Origin of the sequence: Thalassolituus oleivorans MIL-1 (assembly GCF_000355675.1) — a bacterium.
GTDB classification, from domain to species: domain Bacteria; phylum Pseudomonadota; class Gammaproteobacteria; order Pseudomonadales; family Oceanobacteraceae; genus Thalassolituus; species Thalassolituus oleivorans.
This window is the reverse complement of record NC_020888.1, coordinates 3,088,116-3,109,658: the sequence shown is the minus strand read 5'-3', so window position 1 is coordinate 3,109,658 and position 21,543 is coordinate 3,088,116. Positions and strand designations below refer to the sequence as shown.

23 protein-coding genes and 1 riboswitch are annotated in these 21,543 nt (G+C 47.4%); of the genes, 11 read left to right on the top strand and 12 right to left on the bottom strand.

The features are described 5' to 3' along the window. Positions 1-4 precede the first annotated feature (4 nt). The 3 genes from ntrC to TOL_RS18505 all read right to left on the bottom strand — a co-directional run bounded on the left by ntrC (position 5) and on the right by TOL_RS18505 (position 3,212). The gene (gene ntrC, locus TOL_RS14265) at positions 5-1,429 is read right to left on the bottom strand and encodes a nitrogen regulation protein NR(I) (protein ID WP_015488063.1); all 1,425 of its coding nucleotides are present in this window, start codon (positions 1,427-1,429) and stop codon (positions 5-7) included. Then, positions 1,426-2,508, bottom strand: a complete 1,083-nt coding sequence (gene glnL, locus TOL_RS14260; RefSeq protein ID WP_015488062.1) for a nitrogen regulation protein NR(II) — start codon at positions 2,506-2,508, stop codon at positions 1,426-1,428. Before glnL ends, ntrC begins: the two co-directional genes overlap by 4 nt. 173 nt (positions 2,509-2,681) lie before the next feature. After that, a complete protein-coding gene (locus TOL_RS18505) occupies positions 2,682-3,212 on the bottom strand; it encodes a DUF4124 domain-containing protein (protein ID WP_015488061.1) in 531 nt (176 codons plus the stop codon). Between the two features lie 138 nt (positions 3,213-3,350). Between TOL_RS18505 and dtd the strand changes: the two genes are divergently transcribed. The 6 genes from dtd (at position 3,351) to TOL_RS14225 (ending at position 10,584) form a co-directional block, all read left to right on the top strand. After that, positions 3,351-3,785 carry a D-aminoacyl-tRNA deacylase gene (gene dtd / locus TOL_RS14250; protein ID WP_015488060.1) on the top strand — a complete coding sequence of 145 codons (435 nt, stop codon included), beginning with the start codon at positions 3,351-3,353 and terminating at the stop codon, positions 3,783-3,785. A gap of 89 nt (positions 3,786-3,874) precedes the next feature. Next, entirely contained in the window at positions 3,875-4,249 is a 375-nt protein-coding gene (locus TOL_RS14245) for a SirB2 family protein (protein WP_025264761.1), read from the top strand. A 62-nt stretch (positions 4,250-4,311) separates the two neighbouring features. Then, positions 4,312-4,707, top strand: coding sequence for a hypothetical protein (locus TOL_RS14240; RefSeq protein ID WP_015488058.1), 396 nt, complete (start codon positions 4,312-4,314; stop codon positions 4,705-4,707). Positions 4,708-4,921: 214 nt separating this feature from the next. After that, a complete protein-coding gene (locus tag TOL_RS14235) occupies positions 4,922-6,142 on the top strand; it encodes a TolC family protein (protein WP_158505928.1) in 1,221 nt (406 codons plus the stop codon). Continuing rightward, positions 6,135-7,475: a heavy metal-binding domain-containing protein gene (locus TOL_RS14230; RefSeq protein WP_015488056.1), complete on the top strand. Its 1,341-nt coding sequence runs from the start codon at positions 6,135-6,137 to the stop codon at positions 7,473-7,475. Before TOL_RS14235 ends, TOL_RS14230 begins: the two co-directional genes overlap by 8 nt. Beyond that, positions 7,468-10,584, top strand: coding sequence for an efflux RND transporter permease subunit (locus tag TOL_RS14225; RefSeq protein WP_015488055.1), 3,117 nt, complete (start codon positions 7,468-7,470; stop codon positions 10,582-10,584). Before TOL_RS14230 ends, TOL_RS14225 begins: the two co-directional genes overlap by 8 nt. A gap of 3 nt (positions 10,585-10,587) precedes the next feature. Here the strand turns inward: TOL_RS14225 and TOL_RS14220 are convergent, their stop codons facing one another. From TOL_RS14220 to TOL_RS14210, 3 genes are all read right to left on the bottom strand, one after another. Further along, entirely contained in the window at positions 10,588-12,216 is a 1,629-nt protein-coding gene (locus TOL_RS14220; RefSeq protein ID WP_015488054.1) for a methyl-accepting chemotaxis protein, read from the bottom strand. Between the two features lie 102 nt (positions 12,217-12,318). Beyond that, complete coding sequence (locus tag TOL_RS14215; protein WP_015488053.1) at positions 12,319-12,972, bottom strand: 2OG-Fe(II) oxygenase; 654 nt, start codon at positions 12,970-12,972, stop codon at positions 12,319-12,321. Positions 12,973-13,096: 124 nt separating this feature from the next. Then, complete coding sequence (locus tag TOL_RS14210) at positions 13,097-13,705, bottom strand: TMEM165/GDT1 family protein (RefSeq protein ID WP_015488052.1); 609 nt, start codon at positions 13,703-13,705, stop codon at positions 13,097-13,099. 3 nt (positions 13,706-13,708) lie between these two features. After that, a riboswitch (yybP-ykoY riboswitch) is annotated at positions 13,709-13,888 on the bottom strand. A gap of 146 nt (positions 13,889-14,034) precedes the next feature. Here TOL_RS14210 and TOL_RS14205 point away from each other — a divergent pair. From TOL_RS14205 to TOL_RS14190, 4 genes are all read left to right on the top strand, one after another. Further along, positions 14,035-14,214: a hypothetical protein gene (locus TOL_RS14205; RefSeq protein WP_025264769.1), complete on the top strand. Its 180-nt coding sequence runs from the start codon at positions 14,035-14,037 to the stop codon at positions 14,212-14,214. 32 nt (positions 14,215-14,246) lie between these two features. Continuing rightward, on the top strand, positions 14,247-15,314 hold the full coding sequence (locus TOL_RS14200) for a hypothetical protein (protein WP_015488051.1): 1,068 nt from the start codon (positions 14,247-14,249) through the stop codon (positions 15,312-15,314). A 72-nt stretch (positions 15,315-15,386) separates the two neighbouring features. Then, a complete protein-coding gene (locus tag TOL_RS14195; RefSeq protein ID WP_015488050.1) occupies positions 15,387-15,782 on the top strand; it encodes a hypothetical protein in 396 nt (131 codons plus the stop codon). A gap of 135 nt (positions 15,783-15,917) precedes the next feature. Then, a complete protein-coding gene (locus tag TOL_RS14190; RefSeq protein ID WP_015488049.1) occupies positions 15,918-17,060 on the top strand; it encodes an ABC transporter substrate-binding protein in 1,143 nt (380 codons plus the stop codon). 26 nt (positions 17,061-17,086) lie between these two features. On the opposite strand, the gene TOL_RS14185 is transcribed toward TOL_RS14190, so the two are convergent. The 6 genes from TOL_RS14185 to TOL_RS14160 form a co-directional block, all read right to left on the bottom strand. Further along, complete coding sequence (locus TOL_RS14185; protein ID WP_015488048.1) at positions 17,087-17,416, bottom strand: peptidylprolyl isomerase; 330 nt, start codon at positions 17,414-17,416, stop codon at positions 17,087-17,089. Between the two features lie 77 nt (positions 17,417-17,493). Next, the gene (locus TOL_RS14180) at positions 17,494-18,018 is read right to left on the bottom strand and encodes a paraquat-inducible protein A (RefSeq protein WP_015488047.1); all 525 of its coding nucleotides are present in this window, start codon (positions 18,016-18,018) and stop codon (positions 17,494-17,496) included. After that, positions 18,015-18,275, bottom strand: coding sequence for a cell division topological specificity factor MinE (gene minE / locus TOL_RS14175; RefSeq protein ID WP_015488046.1), 261 nt, complete (start codon positions 18,273-18,275; stop codon positions 18,015-18,017). The genes TOL_RS14180 and minE overlap by 4 nt, the downstream gene beginning before the upstream one ends. Position 18,276: 1 nt before the next feature. After that, positions 18,277-19,083, bottom strand: coding sequence for a septum site-determining protein MinD (gene minD, locus TOL_RS14170; protein ID WP_015488045.1), 807 nt, complete (start codon positions 19,081-19,083; stop codon positions 18,277-18,279). 38 nt (positions 19,084-19,121) lie between these two features. Continuing rightward, on the bottom strand, positions 19,122-19,904 hold the full coding sequence (gene minC, locus TOL_RS14165) for a septum site-determining protein MinC (RefSeq protein ID WP_015488044.1): 783 nt from the start codon (positions 19,902-19,904) through the stop codon (positions 19,122-19,124). Further along, on the bottom strand, positions 19,901-20,254 hold the full coding sequence (locus tag TOL_RS14160; RefSeq protein WP_015488043.1) for a HopJ type III effector protein: 354 nt from the start codon (positions 20,252-20,254) through the stop codon (positions 19,901-19,903). The genes minC and TOL_RS14160 overlap by 4 nt, the downstream gene beginning before the upstream one ends. Positions 20,255-20,446: 192 nt before the next feature. Between TOL_RS14160 and dinB the strand changes: the two genes are divergently transcribed. Continuing rightward, complete coding sequence (gene dinB / locus TOL_RS14155; RefSeq protein WP_015488042.1) at positions 20,447-21,526, top strand: DNA polymerase IV; 1,080 nt, start codon at positions 20,447-20,449, stop codon at positions 21,524-21,526. The last annotated feature ends 17 nt before the right edge of the window (positions 21,527-21,543 follow it).

The following is a 21,543-nucleotide window of genomic DNA, read 5'->3' as shown; positions in this document are numbered from 1 at the left end:
CGACTTAATCGTCGCTGTCTTCATCATCGCTACCTGAATCCATGTTCAGTTCTTTGATTTTACGCGTTAGGGTATTTCGGCCCCAACCAAGTAAGTTGGCTGCATCGCGACGACGTCCTGCGGTATGCTTTAACGCTGTCTCAATCATAATGCGTTCGAAAATTGGCACTGCTGTATCTAGTAGATGGTCTGTGCCATTGCCCAATTGTTGATCAGCCCAATAACGTAAGCTTTGCTCCCAGTTACCTGAGGTGGCAACACTGGTTTGCTGATCGAGTAACTCAGGTGGTAAATCGCTAACAAGGACTTCACGGCCTGACGCCATGACGGTAATCCAGCGACAGGTGTTTTCGAGTTGACGGACGTTACCGGGCCAATCTAAGGAGCTTAAAAACTCTTCGGTTTCAGTACGCAGTTGTTTTACTTCTACTTCTAACTCTTCGGCAGCACGCTTTAAAAAGTGAGTAAGTAGTTTAGGGATGTCTTCGCGACGATCCGCAAGACGCGGTAAATGAATACGAATGACGTTTAGGCGATGGAATAAATCTTCGCGGAAACGACCTTCTTTTACCAAGGTTTCTAAATTTTGGTGCGTCGCAGCGATTATTCGCACATTCACTTTGACGGGGGCGGTACCGCCAACGCGATAGAACTCTCCGTCTGCTAATACGCGCAATAGACGTGTTTGCGTATCTGATGGCATATCACCAATTTCATCAAGAAATAGAGTGCCATTATTGGCTTGTTCAAAGCGTCCGCGGCGCTGACCGCCAGCGCCTGTAAAAGAACCTTTTTCGTGGCCGAATAACTCCGATTCAATTAAATCTTTTGGAATTGCCGCCATGTTTAACGCAATAAAAGGTTCGGCAGAACGAGGGCTATGCTTGTGTAGGGCATGAGCAACAAGTTCTTTACCTGTACCGGATTCACCATTAATGAGAACAGTAATATTGGATTGAGATAAACGACCAATCGCGCGGAAAACCTCCTGCATCGCAGGTGCTTCACCAATAATTTCAGGTGTTTGAGAGTCGTCAATAATCGCTGGAGTCTGCGCGCTTAGTTCGGCGAAGTGCGCAATTGCGCGTTGAATTAAGCTTACTGCTTCATCAACATCAAATGGTTTTGGTAGATATTCAAAGGCACCACTGCGATAAGACGATACCGCACTTTCAAGATCTGAGTGCGCAGTCATGATAATAACGGGTAAATCAGGGTGGGCTTCTGTCGCATGCTTTAACAGTGTTAAACCATCCATACCTGGCATGCGAATATCGGAAATAATTGCATCCGGGTGTTCGCGTCGTAATTGCACTAGGGCGGGTTCTGCCTGCTCAAATACGCGGGTAGTAATATTCGCTTGTTGTAGGGCTTTTTCCAGTACCCAGCGAATGGATTTATCGTCGTCAATGATCCAGACAGTGCTCATAAAGGTTCCAGGGGTAAATAAATGGAGAATGTGGTTTTATCGGCATCACTGACAAATTCAATAATGCCTTGGCTCTGATTGATAAGGGATTGTGATATCGACAATCCCAGTCCTGTGCCTTCAGCGCGACCACTAACCATAGGATAAAACAGGTCTTCACGCAGTGCGGCTGGGATACCGGGTCCATTATCAATAATATCTATTTGTGCCACCAAACGATGGCGATGATGACCGATAGTAAACTGGCGAATAGTACGCGTGCGCAGTATTAACATCGGACGTTCTACTTGTTCTTTGTTTTCAAGCATTGCCTGCATGGCGTTGCGGCAGATATTAAGCAAGGCTTGAATCATTTGGCCTTTATCGGCTTCGAATTCGGGAATAGATGGATCGTAATCGCGAGAAATAAGAATGACGCCATCGGATTCCACTTCGATAAGTTGACACACACGCTCTAAAACTTCGTGAATGTTTACTTGTTCTTGCTTTGGTATTTGGCGTGGGCCAAGTAAGCGATCAACTAAATCTCGTAAGCGATCCGCTTCTTCAATAATAATATTGGTGTATTCACCAAGTTCTTCGGTTGGCAGTTCACGTGCGAGTAGCTGTGCTGCTCCACGAATACCACCGAGCGGGTTTTTGATCTCATGTGCTAAACCGCGCACCAACGAACGTGTTGTTTCTTGCTTGGATATCAATTGCTCTTCGCGACTAATACGCGTTAGGCGGTCGCGACCTTGTAGCTCAATCAGTAGCGACGGCAGGCGAGTTTCGGGGTGAGCAACTGGGCTAACGCTATAGTCGAGCGTTATATGCTGCTGGTTGTGGAGTTTAATAATGGTTTCGCGTTTGGTGTACGAATGTCCTGTGATGACGGATTGTTCTAATGCGGAAGCCGATTCGTCGGTTTCAATGCAGAGATCAGTGAAAGGGACGCCGACGCCACGTTTACCACTCATTTCGAGTAAGGCTTCTGCGGCAGGGTTCATGTAGAGCACGATTAAATCGGCGTCTAAAAGTAACACACCAGTATTCAGGTGTTCGAGTAATCGTTGATTGATGATCGCGCTAGCCAGCATAGAAGTTCTCCGTATTGCCCTTAATAGGCAAAAAACGAGCCATCTTAATTGAATGCACAATGATAGCGCGATCAGAGATTTTTAGTGCTGCTAACTAGCCCAAAGATAGATTTATTCGCATACCAATGGTTCTAAATTGGTGCATCGAGGTGATTTTATGCACCAATTTAGATCTATCTGGAGAGGGATGATGCTCGAAATACGGGTATTACGACAAGATTACTACTGATGAGTGGCTCGTCTTCGGCGTTGCGTACTTGTAATTGCAAAGAATGTTCGCCACGGTCGAGATTTTGCAAATTGAATGAGGTTTGTCGCCCTTTGGCAATGATCGCGCCGTTGTCTAGCAATACTAAGTTATCGCTGTCGCGCAGAGCAGGGCTTAGTACGCCACTGACTTCGACATTGCCCCCTGCACCGGTCGGTAGTGGTTCACGATCTCGGGGGCTTACAATCGCTAAGCTAGTATAGCTAAAGGCAGCCTCTGTTCGTTTGGCGGGTTCTGGCGTCGGTGGTGGCTCGGGATTAAATGCCGGTAGCGAAGGCAGCTCTCTCACTTCGTGACGCTGAGAATCATCGCTAGGCATATCGCTAAAAATAACATTGCCTTCAGCATCCATGCTCATATAAACCTCGGTACCCGCATTCGCTGCAGCAAAACCAAAGCTCAAAATGATGCAAGCTGAGTAGATTAGGGGATTCATATTCAATTTCCTTGTGTCACCGTGAGCGGAGTTAATCCAACAGTATGCTAAGAGCTTAACGGTTAAAAGTTGTTGCCCCAGTATAAAACCGGCTATCCTCCGTCGGCAAATAGTCAGATACCTCAAGATAGCAGAATAATGATCGGATTAGTGCAACGTGTTCGCCACGCTCGTGTCGATGTGGATGATAAAACCATTGGTGAAATTGGTGCTGGTATTGTCTTATTGTTGGGCGTTCAAAAGCATGATGACGAAGTTACCCTACAGCGTTTGCTGCAGAAATTACTGAATTATCGTATTTTTGCCGATGATCAAGGGCGAATGAATTTAAGTCTTTTAGACGTTCAAGGGCAGCTGTTGGTGGTTTCGCAATTTACCTTGGCGGCCGATACCCAAAAAGGTACGCGCCCAGGCTTCTCTCGTGCTGCTGCGCCCGAGCATGCGCGTGAGTTATATGAATTATTTTGTCAGAAGGCTGGCGAGCAGGTCATGGTGCAAACCGGTGAGTTTGGTGCCGATATGCAGGTGAGCTTGCAAAATGATGGTCCGGTGACATTTTGGTTAGAAGTCTAGGACGACAACTCGCGTTACTTGGTATGCTTGCACATGGTTAATTAACATCGAGCTAAGCTCGGTCTCTATTTATTGATTAAGGAAGTTTTGTGGATTACTCAGCATTGAAACACTCCCATGTGGGATTGGCTTACCTTTCGATCCTATTTTTCATTGTTCGATTTGCTATGTTCCGAATGAGCCCAGCATTGAAAGCAAATAAGTTATTTAAGATTCTTCCCCATGTGATTGATACCTTATTACTCGTATTTGCCATTTTATTGTGTATTGAAATTTCTCAATATCCACTAACAGATCATTGGTTAACGGCGAAAGTAGCCGGTTTGATTGCTTATATCGGCTTCGGTACGGTGGCAATTAAACGCGGTAATACTACGGCCTTTATATTGGCGCTGGTCAGTTTTGGATATATCTTTGGCGCGGCGAAGGCTCACAGTGTGATGTCTTGGTTGGCGTTAATGTAAGCACTCTGATAGGGTTCTTCTATTCTATAGTTAGCCCTACGGTTTTGTTTACCGAGTTTCTTATGAGTAAGCGCACACTATCATCGTTACTACTGCTACTTTTGGTGTTCACCACCTTGAGTGCTAGTGTGCGTGCGGCTCAACCATGTGCTGCCATGATGGTGGTGACGCAAGCAGGTTCACATACCATGATGGTCGATATGGATAGCGAACATCCATGCCATCACCAAGAAATGTCCCGTCACCACATGACAGACAACTCTACCGATACTTCTGATGACATCTCAGGCGATTGCGCGGCAAACTGTTTGTGCTGTGCTTCGGCCATTGGAGCGTCTCTGCTACCGCCAGTTTTGCCTTTTGTGCAGGCTGATCGGCAGCGCTCTTCTTACCTCTCTTGGGTTGCCACTCCAATTTTGCGCTATTCGGCGCCGCTGCAACGTCCTCTTATCGCCTAATTAATTCTGCTTCTTTGGCTACAGCTGCGAATACGCTATGTCGTTTCGCATAGGTGGCGAATGTACGATTATTTAGGACGATCTTATGAAAACGTTAGTGATATATCAGCACTCATATATGTGTGCTGTGCGAATAGCTATTCGCATTTTTCTATCTGCGACGCTCTGTATTGCATGCTTGCCCAGCGCGAGCGCGCAACCCGCGGAGTTAACTGTGGCGCCACAGGCATCTTTATCGCTTGCTCAAGTGCAAGGCTTGGTACTGGATAATGACCAGCAACTTTCTAGCTATCAGTTACGTCAGCAAGGTTTACGCGCGCAGCAGCAAAGCCAAGGGTATTGGTCGGCACCGCGCTTAGGTGTCGGCATGTTGAATGTGCCTTTGGATAGTTTCTCGTTATCCCAAGAACCGATGACGCAAATGCAGGTGACACTTTCGCAAGCTTTACCGCGCGGCAATAGCGTCCATTTACAACAACAAAAAAGTGCTCAGCAAGCCAGTGCACAAGGAGAATCGCTGGCGTTACGTCGCGCCGAATTGCGTCGCGATAGTGCTTTGTTGTGGCTCGATATTGCACGTGCGACCGAAGCTGAGACATTAGTACAGCGCCATGAAGCGCATTTTCGTCAACTGCGCAGTGTGGTCTTGAGTCGCTACGGTAATGCCACCAATACCCGCGCGCAGGATTTATTACGCTTAGATTTGGAGTTAGAGCGTTTGAGTGAGCGGTTACTAACGCTAAAGCAGACGCGCCTTGAAGCCCGCGCTCGCCTCAATGAATGGTTGCCTGTCGATGTGCAACAACTGCCTCTGCAATTAGCGGATGCACCTGAGGTATTTAGCCTCAATCCACAAGATTTTACTGCCCACATCGAACAGCATCCCGCCATTTTGTTACGTCAAACACTGGAGCAGGCGGCAGATACTGCAGTAGCGTTAGCGCGAGAAGACGAAGCACCGCAATGGCAATTAAATGCGGCTTATGGATATCGCGGCGACGATATGAATGGCGATGATCGAGCGGATTTTGTATCGCTTGGTGTCAGTGTTGATTTGCCATGGGCGATTCAAGGCGGTACTCGCCATGCAACTAAAGCAAAAATATTAGAGCGTGAAGCCCTTGCCGCAGAGCGCGAACAGATATTACGCCATCTATTAAGTCAGGCCGACAGTATCTCGCAGCGTTCACAGTTACAGCGCCAACGGTTGGACTTTTACGATCAACGTTTACTGCCGCAATTAGAACAGCAACGACAAGCGGTACAAACCAGCTATGCCAATGATGATAGCGATTTCACTGAAGTCATACGCGCAGAAATGGATGAATTAAACGGCAATATAGAACGCTTAAATGTGCTGCGCGATTGGCATCAAAGCCAAGTTTGGTTGGGCTTTTATTTAGCGGCAGACTTAAAGGAAATTTCTCATGAATAAATTAATGTTAGTGGTTGCCGCAACGTTCGGCATTATCGGCGTTGTCGTGGGAACGCAATTAGAGAGTTCGCAAAGCGAAATTAATTTAGCCAGCAGTTCAGCAACACACGAGCAGAGTAAAGAGCCCTTATATTGGGTTGCGCCGATGGATCCTAATTACCGGCGTAGTGAACCGGGTTTATCACCTATGGGTATGGATTTAGTACCTGTGTATGACGAAGCCCCCGAAGATCAGGCGGCAGGCACGGTAACGTTAAATGCGGGATTACAAAATCAACTTAGCGTTACTACGGCACAAGCCCAAGTGCGTGTTTGGCAAGATCAACTTATATTACCCGCTATCGTCCGCTTTAACCCTGAGCAGTCACAGGTTGTGCAAGTGCGTGCTGAAGGTTGGGTGCGTCAACAGTTTGTATTTTCTGTTGGCGAACAAGTGACGCGCGGACAGCCATTATTTACTTGGTATAGCCCGCGTTTAATTAGCGCCCAAGAAGAGTTTTTAAGCGCGCTGCGCAGCGGCCAAAAAGGATTAATTGCAGCAGCGGAATCTCGTTTGTTGGCTTTAGATATGTCCTCTGAATGGCTACAGACATTGCGCCGTGAGCGTAAATTACAGGAGGAAATTACCGTGTTAGCGCCACAAAATGGCGTGATCCAAGAGCTGACCTTGCGCCCTGGTGCGCAAATTATGCCGACACAAAAATTACTGACCTTAGTGAATTCGAATGCCTTGTGGGTTGAAATACACATTCCGCCCGGTTTAGAACAGCGCATTGAGATTAAGGACGTGGTTATTTTAACAGATACCCAAGGACACAGCGTGACTGCTGAGATCGCGGTTTTATATCCATTACAAGAAGGAAAACTACGCAGCCAAGTAGCACGCGTTGAGATGACGAATGATCAGCTTAACTGGCTGGATGGGCAATATGTTCGGGCCGATATTCGTGGTGCCGAGGATGAGTCATTACAGATTCCAGCCTCTGCATTAATTGATGATGGGCATCAACAGCGAGTTGTACTAGCCGATGGTCAAGGTCATTTCCGTTCTATTGCGGTGACCACACGTAAGCGTAATGCTCAGTGGGTAGAAATTTGTTCAGGGTTAGAAGTTGGTGATCTCGTTGTTACCAATGCGCAGTTTTTAATTGATTCAGAATCGTCAGTGGCGAGTGATCTACAGCGCTACGAAAAGGCGACGGCCGTGGATGAAATGAATAGTGAAGAAGTGGATCATTTTCAGATGAATCATGAGGGGATGAACCACGAAGAGATGAACCACGAAGAAATGGATCACTCGCAGATGAATCATGAGGGGATGAATCATGATTAGTCACATTATCGCTTGGTCAGTTAGAAACCGCATTATGGTATTAATTTTAACCGCCATGCTGATAGCGATTGGGCAGTATTCATTACAGCGCACGCCGGTAGATGCCATTCCTGATTTATCCGATGTACAGGTCATAATTAAAACGCGCTTTCCTGGGCAAGCACCGGAAGTCGTGCAGGAACAGGTCACCTATCCTTTAACTTCCGCGCTTATGTCGGTACCGGGCGCACATGCCGTGCGCGGTTTTTCGTTTTACGGCGATTCATACGTTTATGTTTTATTCGATGACTCTACCGATTTGTATTGGGCGCGCAGCCGCGTCTTAGAATATTTAAGTCAGTTGAGTGGTGTTCTACCAGCGGGTGTACAGCCACAGTTAGGCCCAGACGCAACGGGTGTCGGTTGGGTTTATATTTATGCGTTAACGGATCCTACAGGCCAGCATTCGTCAGCCGATTTACGCAGTTTACAAGACAATTTTCTGCGCTATGAATTGCAAGCAGTGCAGGGTGTGTCCGAAGTTGCGTCGTTGGGTGGCATGGTGCGGCAATACCAAGTGTTCGTCGATCCTATTGCGCTAGCCGCAGAGCAAATACCAATCAGTCATTTAGTGACTGCGATTCAGCGTTCTAATCGTGAAATTGGTGCATCAGTCATTGAGCAGGCCGAAGCCGAATACATGATTCGCGCAACCGGATTGATTCGCTCAGAAGCTGATCTACTGGAGGTGCCTTTAGGTGTACGAGTGGATGGTTCACCACGATTCCTTAAAGATGTCGCTCGTGTACAGCAAGGGCCAGCGCCTCGCCGTGGCATTGCCGAGCTGGATGGTCTTGGTGAGGTCGCTGCCGGAATTGTCGTTATGCGTTTTGGTGAAAATGCGCAGGCCACTATTGAAGCGATCAAACAACGATTAACCGCAATTAAACCCTCGTTACCTGCTGGCGTTGAAATTGTACCGGTTTACGATCGTACGCGGCTAATTGGCAAAGCGGTGGATAATTTATGGCAAAAACTAGGAGAGGAATTTGTCGTCGTTGCCTTGGTCTGCGCTTTATTTTTATTTCATTTGCGTTCTGTCATGGTGGTTGTGCTGAGTTTGCCTGTGGCTATTTTGGCGGCATTTATCGTCATGAAATGGCAGGGAATCAATGCCAATATTATGTCTCTAGGGGGTATTGCGATTGCCATTGGTGCTATGGTCGATGGTGCTATTGTGATGATCGAAAACCTACATAAACATTTAGAGAAAAGTGATGATAAGGCGGATCGCTGGCAGATTGTTGTGCAGTCGGCGCAAGAAGTAGGACCGCCGTTATTCTTTAGCTTATTAATTATCACTCTGAGTTTTATACCGGTTTTTGCTTTAGAAGCCCAAGAAGGGCGCATGTTCGCTCCATTGGCGTTTACTAAAACATACGCCATGGGTGCTGCCGCAATTCTTGCGATTACGCTAGTGCCAGTGTTGCTGGGGTATTTTGTTCGTGGCCATATTCGCTCAGAACAAGAAAATCCAATAAATCGAGGGTTAGTCGCAATTTATCAACCGTTACTACGCTGGGTTTTACGTTTTCCTCGCCGTATCGTTTTCGGTTGTGTGTTGCTAGCAGCAACGGCATGGTGGCCATTAACTCAGTTAGGTACAGAATTTATACCGCCCTTGGATGAAGGCGATCTTATGTATATGCCAACCACCTATCCGGGGATTTCGGTAGGTGAGGCGCGGGAAATATTGCAAAAAACCGATCAATTGATTCGTACCTTGCCGGAAGTCGAAACGGTATTGGGAAAGATAGGTCGCGCGGAAACGGCTACTGATCCAGCACCCTTGACTATGGTTGAAAGTTTTATTCAATTAAAACCACGGGATCAATGGCGAGAGGGAATGACGCCTGAATCATTGCGCCGCGAATTAGAGCAATTAATTCAATTTCCGGGTTTAAGTAATGCTTGGGTACAGCCGATTCGTACGCGTATTGATATGCTCGCAACGGGGATTAAAACCCCAGTGGGTGTGCGTATATCGGGGCCGAGCCTCAATGAGATTCAAAAAATAGGGGCGCAGCTTGAAGAGGTACTCGGTGGCGTTGAAGGAACGGCATCGGTCTATGCTGAGCGTCCTTCATCGGGGCGTTACTTAACCGTGGATATTCGTCGCGGTGATGCGGCACGTTATGGAATGACAGTCGCCGATGTGCAAGATGTTATTGCGACAACCGTTGGTGGGCGCTCCATTAGTGAAACCATTATGGGTGTTGAACGTTATAGTATTAATGTGCGTTTCCCGCAGGCATTTCGTGATTCGCCACAGGCGCTACGCGACTTGTATTTTGTCGCTCCGACGGGTCAGTTAGTCACATTAGGGGCATTGGCTGATATCGAAATTGATGCAGGACCGGCGGTGATTAAAAGCGAGAATGCTCAGGTGATTGGTTGGGTGTTTATTGATCTCGACGGCGTCGATGTCGGTAGCTACGTTGCTAGTGCGCAAACACGAGTGCGACAAGCGCTTGCTGATGGTGGCGTGATATTACCCGCGGGCTATTCGTTAAAATGGGCAGGACAGTATGAATATATGCAGCGTGCGCAAGAAAAACTCAGCTATGTTGTGCCATTGACCATTTCGATTATCGCCATCTTATTATTTATGGCATTTGGTAGCTTAACCGAAGTTGCGCTTATTTTATTAACTTTGCCGTTGGCATTAACCGGTAGCCTTTGGTTGCTGTGGGCATTGGATTTTAATTTGTCGGTAGCGGTGGGGGTTGGCTTTATCGCCTTAGCTGGGGTAGCGGTGGAGATCGGCGTTATTATGCTGATGTATTTAAATCAAGCATGGGATGCACTAAAGACCAATGACGAACCAATAACAGAAACGCAATTGCGACAGGCGGTACTGACCGGGGCAGGGCAGCGTCTACGACCGGTGGCGATGACTGTACTGACAATTGCGATTGGTTTATTACCCGTGATGTTGGGTAGCGGAACAGGATCAGAAGTGATGAGCCGAATCGCCGCTCCTATGGTTGGAGGAACGGCGAGTGCTTTGATTTTAACTTTGGTATTGCTGCCCGCACTGTATTTCTTGTGGCGACGTCGGCAAATTTAATCGTTAAAAGGTGTAGTTACTAATTTGCGAGTTGATATCTTCAGCTCGTTTATTAAGTATGCCAACTGACACGGTAATTTTTTCAGCACTGGCTTGGCCTGTTTTACTCAGATCGCGAGCGTTGGATAAATTACCGTTAATCTCGTTGATGACGGAGGTTTGTTCTTCGATAGCAGAAGCCACACGCAGAATACGATCAGTGATGCGAATCAATGAGGCTGATATTTGCTTCACTTGCTCTTCCGATTCGCGTGCGCTGGTTACTGTACCTTCTGCTTTTTCTTCGCCACCTTTCATTGAGTTCACCGCGCGATCAACCCCAGACTGCAATTTATCAATCATGGTATTAATATCACCGGTGGATTTTTGCGTTTTCCCAGCGAGTGTGCGCACTTCATCGGCAACCACCGCAAATCCGCGGCCTTGTTCACCGGCGCGAGCGGCCTCAATGGCCGCATTCAGTGCTAGCAAGTTGGTTTGTTCGGCAATACCTTTAATTACATCTAATACTGATGCAATATTTACGGTTTCTTTTTCTAAATCTTTGATGACGATCGATGCGTCGTTTACGCTTCCAGCAAGCGCCATGATATCGGTTACTGCACTGCGAAATTGATTCGCTACGGCTTTGGCGGTTGTATCGGAATCTTTAGCTTCTTCGGAAACTTCTACTGTGGTGCGAGCAACCTCTTCAATGGCTTCGGCCATTTCGCGGTTAGCATTGGCAACCATATCCATCGATTCTGCATATTGCTTGCTCAGCGCCTGACTTTCATCTGCACCTGATTTTAACTCAGCACTGGATGCCCGCACGTCTTCGACGATAAGCTGGATATTACGTACAAGCGTCTGCATACGATCTAAAAAGCGATTAAAGCTTTTTGCCATACGGCCAACTTCATCATCACCAGTAGTAGGAAGTCGGGCAGTCAAGTCGCCACGACCGTCGGCAAGGCTCTCTAATACTCGGGTAAGATTATTGATTGGGCGGATGATTAATTTAGGTACGACGACGGCAATAAATAAGGTTACACCTATAGCAATTACGACCAAGGTTAAAATAACGGATAAACTGCTGTCTTTCACCGCCATATTATCTGCATGCAAAGATTCAGCGGCAGCGGCAATCATTTCGCCGAGGGCATCCAGCTGATCACGCATGCTTTCAAATTCTTTATCTAAAGCATTAGTGCTCATTTCAGTTGCATCACTCTGGCTAAGTTGGCCATTCGTTGTTTGCGCTACTAGCTTTTCTGATTTTGGTCGCCACGCACTGTAAGCCGCTAAAAATTTGTCCGCTTGTTGTTGGATCTCTACTGGGATATCCAAACCTCGTACTTTATTAATGCGATCTTGGACTTGATTGAGGTTGGCGCTGTGCATATCTATGAAATTTTTTGTGTGAATGCCTAGTGCGATAGAGCGTTCGGCAATCTGCGCCTGATATAAATCGCGGTCGGCATTCAGAGTGAGGTTGATCGCTGGAATGTAGGTGTTTTCGATGTGATCAGAATCAGTACTGATAGTGTTCAGAGCCGATATTTGTACGATCGAAAGCGCTAATAAAATAAAACCTACTAGGGCGATTGGTAGGCGCAGTTTGTGCGCCAAGCTTAAGTTCGACCAATTCATTGTGAGACTCCGGTATTTCAGATGTCTCTTTAGCATAGACGACATTTCAATAGCGACAAGCAGGCCAGTCTCTTGCTACTTGGAGCTATGGTCTGCTTTCGTTTAGCGTGGAGGATCGACTTTATCGTTGTTGCTGGTGTTGACCCTGAACCATCCCGCAATACTGTAGCGATCGCGTTGGGCAGGTTTTACTTCATGGGGAAATTCTTCACTCAAAAACACCACTAAACGCCCATAAGCGGGAATGACGGTTTCGATAAGTTGATTGTCTTCGTTGTATATCAGCAATTCCCCACCATCGCTGGCTTGCCAGTGATTGTTGAGGTACAGAACTGTACTCAATACGCGATTTGCTTGGCCACGAAAAGCATCTAAGTGTTTCTTGTAGAAGGCGCCAGGTCGGTAGTGAGCGAAATGGCTTTCATAAGAAAATAGTCCGAGAAATAGTCGACGATTGAGATAAGCTCGCAATTCACTCATGTAATCGAGCCACGCCTTCTCAGCTTCGTCTGCCTGCTCTAACCAGCGGATTTTATCTTGGCGTACAAAACGGTTCTGGGCGTGTTGATCCCCTCTTCCTATGCCAGCTGCTTGCAGACTGTCGTCGTCTTGACGAATCAGTTGCAGTAAGCGTTGCGCCAGCTGCAAGGTCATATTGTCGGGGAGCGCGCAGTCAATAACAGCATAGCCACGATGCGACAGATCTTCCGCGATCCGTTCAAATGGCGGCTCGAAAAATGAATCAAATGAATGCACGGGTACTCCTGAAATCAAACTGAAAATCGCCCTTCCGATTTTGCGGAAGGGAGCGGACTTTCAGGGAAACCCCGTGCTAGGTACAGCAAAAAAAATTGATGGTTATCAGTGCACTTATTTATGGTCAGATAGCAGAAAGAAGACTCCAAAGTGCCAGTGCTAGGAATACGGCACTGGTAATGTAGCGAGCGGCATTAAGAGGCATTCGCTGCATCAAGTGATTTCCCCATATGACGACGGGTACGTTGGCAATCAACATGCCCAATGTTGTTCCTGCGGTTACCCACCACATAGATTGAAATTCTGCCGCGAGCAGTACGGTAGCAATTTGTGTTTTATCACCAATTTCAGCGATAAAAAATAACACTGTGGTTGCGGCAAATGCGCCCCAGCGTGATAGGTCGTCTTCATCGTCGTCGGCTTTATCAGGGATCAGCACCCAGATAGCCATTAGTAGAAAGCTGATGCCAAGAATGAGTTCGCCAGTGCCATTGCTAAGCCAATCATTAATTCGGCTACCGAGCCAGTCTCCGCCCCAAGCCGATAGGCCATGATTGATCACTGTGGCGAGTAAGATACCAGCGATAATAGCCCAACGGTTGCGAAAGCGGGTAATCAGTAATAATGAGAGGAGTTGTGTTTTGTCACCTATTTCAGCGACAGCAACGGCCAGTGTAGAGGTTAAAAACGGCGAAGCAGAGTGCTCGGCTAGGGTGTTGATTAGATCTGACATTGGGATACCTCGGGCGACTTTAAACCAAAGACAAACAGCTCGATGTCGCCCTGAAATCGAGTATTTGTCTTAGGTCTCATCAATTCTTTTACAGAACGTCTACACCATGAGCATGAGGCTCAATTATGTTGATGCAAACACCGCGAATAAGGTAGCGGCAGATTACTCCCCCAAGAGAGGACGCCATTGTACTCAAGTTTGATGTGGATGCGAGTATGTAGATACAATTTTTTTGATCTACAAGATAAGATTTTTTCGATTTACCGCAGAAATCAGCAATGAAACTATGCGCGCGTTTCAATTAGTGGGAAAGCCCGTGGGGGTGTACGATGACTCTGCCTGTAGAACATGATGAATACGAAGATGAAGCGCCTTCGCGTAAACCTTCAGGTAAAAGTGCTGATTACGATAAAAAGCGTCGTCGCGCTGAACGCATACTTGAGCAAGCCCGCATTCGCGAGTTTTTAGGTATGGATATAGATTATTTCGATGAGCCGGAGGCACGCTAAATCTCCGCTCTTTTTGGTAGTAGGAGATTGTAGTGCTAGGTAACGCTTTCCAAGACATTCTTAAAAGCTTAGTGCGTAGCCCGTCGGTGGTTGGCGCAGAGCATTCTTTTTTCCGCGTATTGCAGCGTGAGCTGGAAGAACGTGGAGCTAATGTTACCTGGTACGAAGGGGTACTCGTTGCTCAAGGCAACGACCCTTTTTCAATGATGTTTTCAGCGCACATCGACCGTCATGGGTTGGTCTGTACCGGCCCTAATGAATTTCAGTACGCAGCGTTTGTTTCAGGTGGTCGTTCTGACTTGCTCGGAAATTCGGTATCAGAAGAACTGATTAAGATGATTGTTGACCGCTTCGGCGATGTTGACGTCTTCGCCTATGAGCCTTGGTCTGGTGCTTATCGCGGTAGCGGCAAAATTTCAGGTACTTACGTTTGTCCATATCGTAATAACTTGATCTTCGAACTTACAGGCATGAGTCACTTAGTGGCGGGAACACCGGTTGCCTTTCGCGATCAATTGCGCAACGACGGCGATAGCTTAACGGGGCAGCTCGATAACGTCTTAACTGCTGCTATGTTGGTTTATTTATTTGAGTTGGGCTTTCAGGGCACTGCTTTCTTCACCGCCCAAGAAGAGGCCGGTCGTAGCTGGCGTTACTTGTTGGAGTGGTTCCGTCGTTTTGGTGGTTCTACTAACCAGCTGGTGGTGGTGGATACTAGCCCATTCCCGGATACAATCGCGGCACGGGCACAAACGCTGGTGCTTCGTCATCAAGATGCTAACGCTAAGTTCAGTGAGTCGATGACCAGCCAGTTAGCAGCAACCTGTGATCTATTGGGTGTTAGTTATCAATACAAAGACGAGTACATCATTAATCAAAATCAGCAGCTCAGCCAGCAAGGCTTAGCACCTAAGTCACTGGGCAGTACCGAAATGGGGCGTATTATTGCCGCCTCTGGTGGGCTGGTGGATGGCACTACCTTACAAATTCCAACGACGGGGTATCACACCATGAATGAGAGTGCTTCGTTGTTCGCTTGTGAGGCGTTCTTAGCCGTTCTTTGTCGTCTAGGTGGCGTCACTATGCCGAGCCGCTTATAGTCGGGCTTATTTATTTTTCCGATACGTGCGACCTAGTCTAGTAGATTAGACCGCACTTCTAACGAGATCGTTATGCTCAAGCTTTTATCTGACTTTCCCGTTGTCGATGATTCGCCGCACGCCAGTAGTTGTATTCTGTTTGGCCATGGGGATAGCGTGTCTCCGCATTACTTTGTGTATGAAGTTGCGCGCGACTTCTTATCCGCTCCTCGAACCTTCGTTGTTGTCGAAATATTAAGTGATCTCAGTCCTTGGATGTCGCAACGCGAAGAGGTCGATGATGTGGGCGTTTTCTTGGTTTCTGACTCCGATATTGAGTTGGATGCTGATGAAGAACACCTACTTTTTTGTACCAAGTTGCATCAAGTAGAAATTATTAGTCGAAAGGCGACAATTGTTGACCGAGTTTACGGATTTAGTGAGGCCACAAAGGCCTTAATTCAGGTATTGTCCAAGGACAACCGATAAACCATTAAATTGATATGCTCATCAATTATCATTATTCTATCGGGTTATAAATAAATCGATTTCTTAGAACTTTGGTCTTTGTCGCCAATTCTGTGTATCTCATACCTATAACTACTATTTTTAAAGGAAATCAAAGTGTTACAACAATTTAGGATGCTTTTTCAGTGTCTGTGCTTAGGCTGTGTGCTATTGGCGTCATTCGCTAACGCTGAGCCGGATTTCATTTCACGAACCCCTTTGGTTGACCGCATCGACACGCCGGTTATGCCGGTTAAAACTACGGGTCCGATTAAAGTCCCTATGATCACTTGGGGCGGCGATATGATTACGCTGTTGGCTAATGGTTTATCGACGCGTACCCAAGCCAAAAGTATATTTGCTAAGCAAGGTTTAGATGTTGAACTGGTGCTGCAGGATAACTTTGATCGCCAGATTGAAGATTATTTAGCCGGAGAGTCACCGTATTTGCGCTGTACCGTCGGCATGTGCAATCAAGCGATTGATTTATTGAATAAAGATGAGCGCACGAAACCGATCGTTATCTATCAACTGACTTGGTCTCGCGGTGGTGACACGCTGGTCAGTAAAGACGGCATTATGACGGTTGGTCAGTTAAAGGGTAAAACCATCGCCATTCAAGCTTATGGCCCGCACGTTGATTTTATGACGACCCTGCTCGGGCAGGCTGGGTTGTCGATGAAGGATGTGAATGTACGTTGGCTTCCTGATTTAACGGCCAGTGAGAACTCGCCCGTTGCGGCGTTATCGCTGCCTGATGTTGATGCCTCGTTTATGATTATTTCGGATGCTTACGGTATTACGTCAGGACGTCGTGTTGGCACTGGTGATCGAGGTTCCGTGGAAGGAGCGCGTATGATCATCTCTACTATGTTTGCACGTCGAGTGATTGCCGATGTGTATGTTGTCCGTTCGGATTACTACGCTAGTCATAAAGCTGATGTTGAGCGTTTTGTTAATGCAATGGCTTCTGCCAATGATGAACTACAAGTTTTGATGAAAGATCTACAAAACCCGCGCAAACTGAGCTTGTTGGAAGTAGCAGCAGATGTATTGCTTGGTGATAAAGCGGCAACGCCTGATATTGAAAACCTGTATTACGACGCGCAATTTACTGGTCGTGATGATAACCATCGTTTTTTACAGGATGATTTGTATCCGCATCGTTTAAGTGTTCTTAATGAGCGCGATCAAGATGCCTTTTTGGAATTAGGGCTAATTCATGCTCGCGGTGAAATGAAAGCCGCTAGCTGGGATTAAACGTAATACCTATCTTTGCACCGCTGCTATTCGGCAGCGGTTGCGTCTGGATCATCTACGCGAGTGCGGCCACTTAACGGCGGTACTGGCGCTTTTACAATGTGATAGCCATAGCGTGTAGCGATAGGGCCAAGGTAGGTTTGGCTGCCATCTGCTGCGGTTAACGCTTGATATAAGGCTTCGGGTAATTGATCGACTTCGTGTTGCCCAGCAAACCCTTTACGATTTTTTGAAGGACATGCCGAGTGATTGCTGGCGAGGTCTTCAAAAGACGCGCCAATGGCCAATTCGTTAATAATGTCTTGGGCCAGTAACGGGCTTTTAAGCAAAATATGATGCAGTGCGACGGTCGTCATAGCGGCTTCCAGAAAAGTCTAAGCTGATTAAGCATAGACCAATGCTGGATAACCTGCGTATGACAGGATCGAGAAGACTAGCGCGAACTAACGCTTTGCAGTTTACTCAATGCCAGTAGTTGGCCAGAAACAATCGATAGTAAGCAAAAACCTGCAAACCAATAAAAGCCGTGCAGCAGCTCGGCTGTTACTTGCGCCGTAGATTGCGCAGTGAAAAAGGCGACTAAAATCGCAACCACAAAAACATCCGCCATCGACCACTTGCTAATCGCCGCAACAAAACGCCAGCGACGTTCAGTTGGATACATCCAAGTGAACAAAATGGTTAGTCCTTTGGTGACAGGAATGACAATACTAAAACTAACGATTAATACTGCAACACCGGTATAGCCGAGTTTATGTAAGGTCTCGACGGTTTCCCAAATGGAGCGAGTTTCATGGAACAGCTGCGCCTTCATGCCGAACAAGCTGGCGGTCGCGGTAATCGTCATGATGGGTTCGGTAACACCTGGATACAAAATACCGTAGCTAATAACTGCGAGTAATAATCCGAGGCGCTGAGGCCAGCTAGACTGGCCCCAACTACTAAGCAAACGACTCATTTGCTGTCGGGTAGGGTGATGTTCAATTCGAGCACTGAGGTCGTTCCTTGTTGCTCTAATTGCACATTAACGTCGTCTTCACCAATGGCAGCGTATTTACGAATCACTGCTAAAATTTCTTGCTGCAATTGCGGCAAGTAATCTGGGCCATTACCACGAGCGCGGTCGTGGGCAACCAAAATTTGCAAACGCTCTTTGGCGACGCTAGCGGTGGTGTCTTTCTTTTTTTCCTTGCGGAAATAATCCATTAAATTCATATCATCCTCCGAAAACGCGTTTCAAGAAGCCTTTCTTTTGCTTCTCTAAGAAACGGTGAGGACGGTCTTCGCCCAAGTAACGTGATACAGCGTCATCGTATGCCTGACCTGCATCACTCTCGATATCGTGAATCACTGGTACACCTTGGTTAGAGGCTTTTAATACGGCTTCTGATTCTGGAATAACGCCTAGCAATGGAATCGCTAAGATTTCTTCTACATCTTGCACGGAGAGCATTTCGCCGCGGGCAACACGCTCAGGATTGTAGCGAGTGAGCAATAGGTGCTCTTTTACGCTCTTACCTTGTTCGGCTAAGCGCGATTTGCTTTGCAAAATACCAATGATACGGTCTGAGTCGCGTACAGACGAGACTTCTGGATTGGTAACAATAATGGCTTCTTCGGCGAAGTAGAGCGCCATATGCGCGCCGTGTTCGATACCTGCCGGTGAATCACAGACTATGTATTCAAAGTCTTTGCTTAGCTCGTTTAAAACCGCTTCGACACCTTCGATGGTGAGGGCATCTTTGTCGCGCGTTTGCGAAGCTGGTAGTACATAAAGATTTTCGAGCTTTTTGTCTTTAATCAAGGCTTGGCGCAGAGTCGCTTCTTTTTGTACGACGTTAACGAAGTCATACACGACGCGACGCTCACAGCCCATGATGAGATCAAGGTTACGCAGGCCCACATCAAAGTCGATGACCACAGTTTTGTGTCCTTTCATCGCCAAAGCAGTAGAAAACGCTGCGCTGGAGGTGGTTTTTCCGACACCGCCTTTTCCGGAGGTGACAACAATGATTTTCGCCAAGGCCGTAATTCCTTTAAAAATAATGGTTCGAGTATTTCTTAAACACTGGTGATGTTCAAGTTATCGTCTTTTAACTGCACCGCGACGGCTTGGCCGCGGTGCGGATGATCGTCTTCAAACAAGCGATATTGCCCAGCGACAGCGACTAACTCAGCATCAAATTGCTGACAGGCGATTACTGCTGTTAGGTCGCCTTTAACTCCAGCTAAAGCACGACCGCGCAGTGCACCGTAAATGTGTACATCACCAGTGGCTAGAACTTCTGCTCCGGCACTGACCATGCCCAGCACCACGAGATCGCCATCGGTATATACTTGCTGCCCTGAACGTACGTTGCCGGAATGAACTTTAACGCTGCGTTGTGGCAGCTCTTGTTCGGATACTTTGGGTTCTGATGATACAGGCTCCGACGTCGATTCCGCTTGCGGCTGAGTTTGAGCACTTTCTGTTGCGGGTGTATTCGTATCGACGCTGGCGGCTGCTTCAACGGTGGCCGTACCGCGATTACTCTTGCTACTGCCTTTGCCAAAATCGGCGAGGGATATCTTATTAACTTGATCAGCCCAGTCAGAAGAAACGTTGCGCACCCCAACCGGCAGTAGGCCATGTTCGCGGCATAGGCCGACCAAGCTTTCAAGGGTCAGCATTGCGGCTTCAAGACCGGTAAGGTCGAGCACGCATGGCATGTTTCGAAAGAGTGCAGGAGCTTCGGCTTGACGCTGGCTCAGTACTGAGCGAATGGCGTCTATATCGCTGCTATCAAACGTGAGGGTGGTTAATGGCACCATCCCCGCTTTCATGGTGATGACGCCTTGGCTCATGCCTTAACAACCAAAGGAAAACTGGCGAAGGTAATATTGCCCGTTCCTTCCGCCAAAACGCGACGTAGGTTGTGATGATTATCGACGTCTGGCGTTGCCAATACATCGCGATAATGCTCGCCAAAACACTGCAGCGTTTGTTCTTTCGTGAGCTCTAACAGTTGCGACAGTGCGAACACTTTGCAGCTGCCCTGATTTTGATCGACCGCATTGGCTACAGAGCCATTTTGAAAGGCGCTAGGGGTGAAATCGTACCATTGCTCGATAAAGGCCAAGGTGTTGGCGAAAACGTGGTCGTCTTGTTCTAGCTGCTGTAGAAACTCAGTTTGAGCTTGTTGAAAATCAGTCACGCGTTGTTCCTTTTTCTGTGTGTGCTAAGGCTAACATTATGGCCGCCTGAACACTACGATTGTGCAGGCTTTCGTGAGTTGCAATTGATAAGAAAAAATTGCTTAGGCGTTGACCTTTGCTGTTGTGCAGAGTAACTTTTAACTGTTTATTTATACAGTTATTTGCTGGTGCTATGGCACTAGGAGAAAACCATGACGGAAAGCGCCAGCGCGATACTCGACCAACGCCAAGATTCTGGGGTGCGCAAGGTCTTGCATATTGATTGCGATTGTTTTTTTGCCGCAGTAGAAATGCGTGAGCGTCCGGAGTTGCGAGAGCGACCTATTGCGATTGGTGGCAGCTCGGATCGTCGTGGGGTTATTGCTACCTGTAATTATCCTGCCCGTAAGTTTGGCGTGCGTTCGGCGATGGCAACGGCAACGGCCCTGAGATTATGCCCAGACTTGGTTTTAGTGCCGGGTAATATGGCTTTGTACCGCGAAGTCTCGCAGCAATTAATGGCGATTTTGAGTGAGTATTCCACTCAGTTAGAACAAGTTTCGGTGGATGAAGCGTTTTTAGAATTAGGCAGCGACGAACACGCAGCGGCGGTAGCTGAAAGTATTCGTCAACGGGTGCGTACCGAGCTTGGCATCACGGTTTCTATTGGCGTGGCGACGAATAAATTTTTAGCCAAGGTGGCCAGCGATTGGAATAAGCCCGATGGTCAATTTGTTGTTCGTCCCAACGAAATTGCAGATTTTATGACAACGCTGCCTGTAGGGCGCATTCCGGGAGTCGGTCCAGCGTTGCAAAAACGTTTAGAATTAGCCGGAATTGTTACCTGTGGTGATGCACAAGCTTGGTCGCTAACGGAGCTAGTTAGACGCTTTGGTCGCTCAGGAGCCTCACTCTATCAACGAGCGCGTGGTCATGATTCACGTCCAATTCATACCGAGAGGGTGCGTAAGTCATTAAGTATCGAGCATACATTCGCCCACGATTTACCTGATCCCAATGCTTGTTTAGCGCAAGTGAGTGAATTATATGAGCGTTGGTTAACTCGGGTTGGTCGTACCCCCTGGAAAGCGGAATCGCTAGCCCCCTTCGTTAAAGTGAAGTTTGCTGATTTCACCCAAACAACCGTTGCTGATATTGGCGAGAGTGCGTCGGAAGAGGGATTTAAGAGATTATTACAACAAGCGTTAACGCGTGCGGATAAACCGGTGCGTTTGTTGGGAATCGGCGGTAAGTTTCCACAAATTAGTGAACAGCAACTGAGCCTCTTTTAGAGAGTGAATGTCTAGCT